The organism is Streptomyces sp. B6B3, from assembly GCF_039871525.1.
Taxonomy (GTDB): Bacteria; Actinomycetota; Actinomycetes; order Streptomycetales; family Streptomycetaceae; genus Streptomyces.
The window spans coordinates 36,490-42,784 of the sequence record NZ_JBDPLU010000039.1; the positions used below are offsets into that span (position 1 = coordinate 36,490).

Here is a 6,295-nt window from a genome sequence, read left to right on the forward strand (position 1 = left end):
GCGGCGGGCGTCAGACCTCCGCCCCCACATCCCACCCCAACACGGCGTCCAGCCGTCGGCGGAAGAGCCGCAGCACGAGTTCGTGCTCGATGTCGTCCAACTCCTGGTTACTGCTGACGACCACCAGCTTGTCGTCCTCGACGGCACGCCGCGGATCGTGCAGGGTGAGCCGCCAGAAATCCTCCTCCCGGCCCTCGGTCCGCTCCCGGCGGATATCCGTGTTCGTCGCCAGCAGCAGCAGCGACAGCCGGCCGTTGGTCGAGGCGAAGAACCGCACCGTCTTCTGCGAACGGGTGGCGTCGCTGCTCTCGGTGATGATGACCACCGGCCGGCTCTCCTCCCGGAGCAGCGCCTCACACATCTGGATGAACGCGTCGTCCTCGGTGCCGCCGATGACCGAGCGGAAGCGCACCTCGCGGTGCGCCCCGCCGGCGCAGAACAGCAGGAATCCGGCTGGGTCACCGGCCGAGGGCGCGGCGTCCCCGGCCGCGGCCCCTCGTTCGGGTGTCAGCGGCTCCAACCAGACGTGGTAGACCGCCGCACCCGCCCTGCGCGCCTCGGCCCCCAGGGCGGCCGGCACGCCGTCCGGCCAACTGGCCGCCGGCTCGGTCGCCTTGAACCGAGTGAGCGGATCGGCCAGCGAGATGCCGATCCGGGACAGCACCCGCCCGATGCTCACCGGCGAGAGCCGCACGTCGAAGACGCTGTCGATGATCTCTCCGACACGCTTCCTGCTCCACAGCCTCCCGCCGTCGTACGTCCCGCGGCGGCCGGCGTCCACGATCAACGCGCGCAGCTCGGCGAGCTGGCGCTCGTTCAGGTTGGCCGCCGGTCCCGGAGTGCGCTTGGTCCGCAGCGCCTCGGGGCCCGACCGCCGGTACGCCTGCCACCAGCCGAAGACCGTCGATCGTCCGAATCCGGACTTCTTCACCACCTGGTTGGGAGACTCTCCCGACTCGATCAGGCGGCATATCGATAACCTCTCCTCATAGGTCGCCCTGCGCCCGCCTTTTGCCATGGCCATTATCACTCCCCGTATTTCCCCCACGTTTCCCCATGGATCGAAAACTGCTGGTCGAGGTGGTCGATGACGGTGGTCATTTAACTCGAGGGTGTCAGCAGACGGACATGAGGAGACGACTCCGCAAGCGAGGGCAAACGGAGTTCCACACGACGAGGAAACTTAATGTGCTCAGCACAATAACCAGGTGTTTCCGGACCGTCAACAGCGCCCTGCATCCTTCACCTTTCTCACCTCATGTGCATGCGATGTCACCGAAGGGTGACAGGAGTCCTTCGCGGAGACGAGGCCGAAACGTTCGCCTGGTCGGGGGCGCGACCCGTGGAATCCCCGAAACTCGGGGACGGGTGGAGGAGGTCACTCCGGAACCAGGTGGTCAGCGAACGAACCGACGACGCCAACGACCACCGCCGGTCGGCCGACCGGCGGGTCGTGGAACGAGAACGCGATCGCTGTCAGCGATTCCGCGAAGGCTTCGCGCCGTGCCGTCGCATGAGGGGCGCTGCCAGATATTCAGCCCATAAAGAATATGGTCCTAGATCACCGCTGAGGACCTCGTGGGTGAACTCTGGATCGGCACTCTCGGACCGCATATCCATCCCCCTGTGTCCACGGGGTTAACCGGACGCTTCGCCTCGCAAAGGATAGCCGGGGCGACTCTGGGCTGTCCAGAGCGCCTCTGGCTGCCCGAGTTTCCGGACGGGGCGGCGCTGGGATTTCTCGCGTGTCCAGGGCCGACGCGTCGCCGGGAAGCCTCCGGTATGAGCGTCCGGCGCCGGAACGACTTTTCCCTTTCGTGGATTTCTGGACCCGCGCCTCAGTCCAGCTGGGAACGCAGCCAGTCCTCGACACCGCGCACGTGGCTGGCCGCGGCCGCCCTGGCCGCCTCGGGGTCACGATCCTCCCGGGCCTGGTGGATCCGGGCGTGCTCGTGGCGGGTGCGGTCGAAGGCGCCCTCCTGCCGGTAGCCACGCCACACCCGGGCGCGGAAGGAGCGCGAGGACAGCCCTTCGAGGACCGCGACGAGGGTGGCGTTGCCCGTGGCCGCCGCGATCGCCCGGTGGAAGGCGAGGTCGTGCGCCAGGATGTCGCCCGGTTCCTCGGTCGCGTACATCGCGTCGAGGTGCACCCGCACCTCGTCCAGTTGCTCGGGAGTGATCCGCGCGGCGGCGATCGCCGCGGCGGCGGACTCCAGGAGGCGGCGGATCTCCAGCAGTTCGACGAGCTGCGGCCCACGGGACAGGTCGGCCACCACGCCGAGGGTCTCCAGCAGCTCGCCCGCCTCGAGTCGGGTCACGTAGATGCCCGAGCCGTGCCGGGCCTCCAGCACGCCCAGCACGGTCAGGGCGCGGATCGCCTCGCGCATGGAGCTGCGGGATATGCCGAGCCGGGCGGCGAACTCGCGCTCGGTGGGCAGCCGCTCCCCCGGCCGCAACCGGCCCTCGGCGATGAGGGACTTGATCTGCTCGATGGCGCGGGATCCGCTGACCGCCGCCGCGGACACCCCGTACGACGAGTTGCTGGCCCGCCATGTCGCCGACCACCAGGCTGGCGCCACCGCCGGCATCACCGAATGGCTCCTCCAGTCCCACACCGACGAGACCGACCTGCTCCCCGCGCTGCCACCCGCCCTCCCCGACGGCACCGTCACCGGCCTGCGCGCCCGCGGCGGCTTCGAGATCGACATCGCCTGGGCCGGCGGCGGCCTCGGCGAGGCCACGATCCGGTCACTCAACGGGGCGCCGGCGCGGGTGCGCACCCCCGGCCGCGTGGACGTCACCACCACCGACGGCGCCCCCGTGACGGTGGAACGCCCCGAGGACACCCTGGTCGCCTTCCCGACCGAGGCGGGCGCCGCCTACCGGATCGTTCCCGCCTGACGGCCCCGGGCCGGGACGGGACCGTCATCCCGTCCCGGCCCGGTCCGACCCCTTCGGGCTCGCGGCCGCTCCGAACTCCCCGACTCCGACGTTCGACGGGCCGGCGCACGACTGATTTCCGGGGTGGCGAGAAACGGCGCCTCGCTAAGCGGAACCGCTCACTCATTGGCCGTAAGTCGCTGCGCGGGGTGGCGTCGACCCGTAGGATGGGAGCGCTCCCAATGATCGAGATCGGGCTGGGAATTCGCACGCGCACTGCCACGTCGGGAGCATTCCTCTACTCCGATCGGAGATGAACCATGCCTGGACTTCTTGCCGCGGCTGGAGCCGTCACCGCCCTCGTCGCGTCGGCGCTGGGCGCTACCCCGCAGAGTGAGCCGACCCCCGTCGAGGCGCCCACCGAGCTGCGGGTCAACATCGAGGGCGTGAACGGTTCCGGCTGCCCCGCCGGCACGACCGCGGTCTCGGTGGCCCCGGACAGAACCTCGTTCACCGTCACCTACAGTGACTATCTGGCGCAGGTCGGACTCGGTGCCGACCCCGCCGACTTCAGAAAGAACTGCCAGCTCAACCTCTCCGTCGACGTCCCCGACGGCTTCACCTACGCCATCTTCGGCCTGGACTACCGCGGTTACGCCCACCTCGCGGACGGTGCCTCCGGCCTGCAGCAGGCCACGCACTACTTCCAGGGCTCGACGAACGACGTGGTGGTGTCGCGGGAGTTCGAGGGCCCGTACGACGATGACTGGCAGGTCTCCGACGACGACCTGGGCGCGCTGGTCTGGGCGCCCTGCGGCGAGCAGCGGAACGTCAACATCAACACCGAGCTCCGGGTCGACTCGGGGAGCTCCGGTGGCAGCGCTGTGAGCTTCCTCGCCATGGAGTCGACGAACGTGCCGGCCGCCACCTTCCACCTGACCTGGAAGCGGTGCTGACGACACGTCCGTTCTGACACGCGCCCCCGGGACGAACCCCGGGGGCGCGTCGCGTTTCGGAGGGTCGGCGGACCGACAAGTACCGGCCAGTAATCGCCGACTCCGGCACACCGGCGGACCCGACGCCGCCGCACGGGCGTGCGCGGGCTATTGACATGCACTCAGCAAGCGCTTACCGTCCTCGGATAGTAAGCGCTTTCTCACTTGTGCACGATCAGGTACGAGCTCGCGTACGAGTGCCGTGCGCGCACGCCGAGAAGCGTGCCCACCCGTCAGCGGGCCAGCGCCGCTGACTCCTTAACGAGGCGAGCCGCCTTTTCATCCCAGCTCGGGAAAGGAACGGGTAATTCCCATGCGGTTAATCGGACGAGCCCCCACAATTCTCTCCGGTCGGTCGGGAAGGAAGACCACCTCCGTCGCGGTCGCCGCCGCGACGACGCTGGCCGTCGGCGCGGCGCTGCTGGCCGCGGCCCCCGCCGCGCAGTCCAGCCAGACGCCGGCCCTCCCGCGAGCCGTGCTCGAGGAGACGCCGATCGGGTTCGCGAGCGTCAACGCCGAGGGACAGAACGGCACCACCGGCGGCACCGGAGGCGACACGGTGACCGCCTCCGACACGGACTCGTTCGTCGAGTACGTGGAGAGCGACGAGCCGCTCATCATCCAGGTGGACGGCAGCATCTCGCTGGACGGGATGCAGGACGTCGCGTCCGACAAGACCATCATCGGCGTCGGTGACTCCGCCCGGATCACCGACGGCGGCCTGGACGTCGACGGCACCAACAACGTGATCATCCGCAACCTCACCTTCACGGGCGCGGACGACGACGCCATCAACATCACCGACGGCGCCACCCACGTCTGGGTCGACCACTGCGACCTGTCCAACGCCTACGACGGCGCCCTGGACATCAAGCGCGGCTCCGACTTCGTCACGGTCTCCTGGAACCACTTCCACGACCAGCAGAAGAACTCGCTGATCGGCCACGACGACGGCAACGGCGGCCAGGACGAGGGCAACCTCCGGGCCACGTACCACCACAACTTCTTCGACGGCACCGCGGAGCGCAACCCGCGGGTCCGGTTCGCCGACCCGGTGCACGTGTTCAACAACTACTACCTGGGCATCAGCGGCGGCGACTCCTACGGCGTGGCCACCGCCATGGACGCCGGCGTGCTGGTCGAGGGCAACTACTTCGAGTCCGTCGAGTCGCCCACCAAGATCCAGATCTTCGAGTCCGACCCGGGCCGTCTGGTCGAGCGGAACAACGTCTACGTCGACTCGGGCGAGCCGGAGTCCGACGGCACGGTCGTGGAGCCCAACACCTACTACGACTACACCGTCGAGGACCCCGAGTCCGTGCCCGACAGCGTCACCGCGGGCGCCGGCGTCGGCGTCATCGGCTGACCGGGGTCGACGATGAGACGACTCACGGCGGCGCTGCTCGGCGCCGGGCTGACCCTGACCCTGGCCCCGGCGCTCCACCAGGCCACCGCCGTGCCGGCGCCGGCAGCCGCCGGCAGCCCCATCGGCTTCGCCGGCGTGGACGCCCTCGGACAGGACGGCACCACCGGCGGCGCCGGCGGGCCCGAGGTGACCGTCTCGACGGCCACCGGGCTCATCGAGGCCATCGCCTCCGAGGGACCGCTGGTGGTGCGGGTGGACGGCATGATCACGGTGCCGGCCGGGATGTACGACGTCAGCTCCGACAAGACGATCGTCGGCGTCGGCGCGGACTCGGGCATCAGCGGCGGCGGGCTGAACGTCGGCCTGCCGGTGGACGACGCGGTCACCGACCCGCCGTCCGACGCGGTGCACAACGTCATCATCCAGAATCTGAACTTCCGCGACGCCAGTGACGACTCCATCAACGTGCAGATGTTCTCGCACCACGTCTGGATCGATCACAACGACCTCGCGGAGGGCTACGACGGCCTGATCGACATCAAGCGCGGTTCCGACTACGTCACGGTGTCGTGGAACCACACGCACGACCACACGAAGAACATGCTGCTGGGCCACGACGACGACAACGCGGCCCAGGACACCGGGCACCTGCGGGTGACCTACCACCACAACTGGTACGACCGGACGCCCCAGCGCAACCCGCGGGCGCGCTTCGGCTCCCCGGTGCACATCTTCAACAACTACTACCTGGACAACAGCGACACCGGCCCGGCCTGCCAGGCCGACTCGGCGTGCTGGATCGAGGGCAACTTCTTCGAGGACGTGGAGGAGCCCATGACCAACGAGTACTCGGGTCCCGAGGGCTCCATCCTCGAGACGGACAACCACTTCGAAGGGGAGACCGGAGAGCCGGTGACCGGGGGCCAGGTCCCGGACCCCGCCGGCGCCGCCCGCGTCGGTGTAGCTGGCCTGGACGATGTGGAACACGTACGCGCCTGGCCCGTGTTCGGCGTCCCGCCCCGGCGAGATCACGCCCTCGCAGTCGGCGTTCGGC

At 69.2% G+C, this 6,295-nt stretch carries 6 protein-coding genes; 4 read left to right on the forward strand and 2 right to left on the reverse strand.

Going from position 1 to position 6,295, the window contains the following annotated elements; genetic code table 11:
• Positions 1-10 precede the first annotated feature (10 nt).
• Positions 11-1,024 carry a helix-turn-helix domain-containing protein gene (locus tag ABGB06_RS38145; RefSeq protein ID WP_347599851.1) on the reverse strand — a complete coding sequence of 338 codons (1,014 nt, stop codon included), beginning with the start codon at positions 1,022-1,024 and terminating at the stop codon, positions 11-13.
• An 814-nt stretch (positions 1,025-1,838) separates the two neighbouring features.
• Positions 1,839-2,525 carry an FCD domain-containing protein gene (locus ABGB06_RS38150; RefSeq protein ID WP_347599854.1) on the reverse strand — a complete coding sequence of 229 codons (687 nt, stop codon included), beginning with the start codon at positions 2,523-2,525 and terminating at the stop codon, positions 1,839-1,841.
• Between ABGB06_RS38150 and ABGB06_RS38155 the strand changes: the two genes are divergently transcribed.
• The 4 genes from ABGB06_RS38155 to ABGB06_RS38170 all read left to right on the forward strand — a co-directional run.
• On the forward strand, positions 2,491-2,901 hold the full coding sequence (locus tag ABGB06_RS38155) for a glycoside hydrolase family 95-like protein (protein ID WP_347599857.1): 411 nt from the start codon (positions 2,491-2,493) through the stop codon (positions 2,899-2,901). The genes ABGB06_RS38150 and ABGB06_RS38155 overlap by 35 nt on opposite strands.
• 299 nt (positions 2,902-3,200) lie before the next feature.
• Positions 3,201-3,836, forward strand: coding sequence for a DUF4360 domain-containing protein (locus ABGB06_RS38160; protein WP_347599860.1), 636 nt, complete (start codon positions 3,201-3,203; stop codon positions 3,834-3,836).
• A gap of 352 nt (positions 3,837-4,188) precedes the next feature.
• Positions 4,189-5,241, forward strand: coding sequence for a pectate lyase (locus ABGB06_RS38165; RefSeq protein WP_347599863.1), 1,053 nt, complete (start codon positions 4,189-4,191; stop codon positions 5,239-5,241).
• Positions 5,242-5,253: 12 nt separating this feature from the next.
• Positions 5,254-6,295 (forward strand): hypothetical protein (locus ABGB06_RS38170; protein ID WP_347599865.1); only part of this gene is annotated, 1,042 nt, incomplete at its 3' end.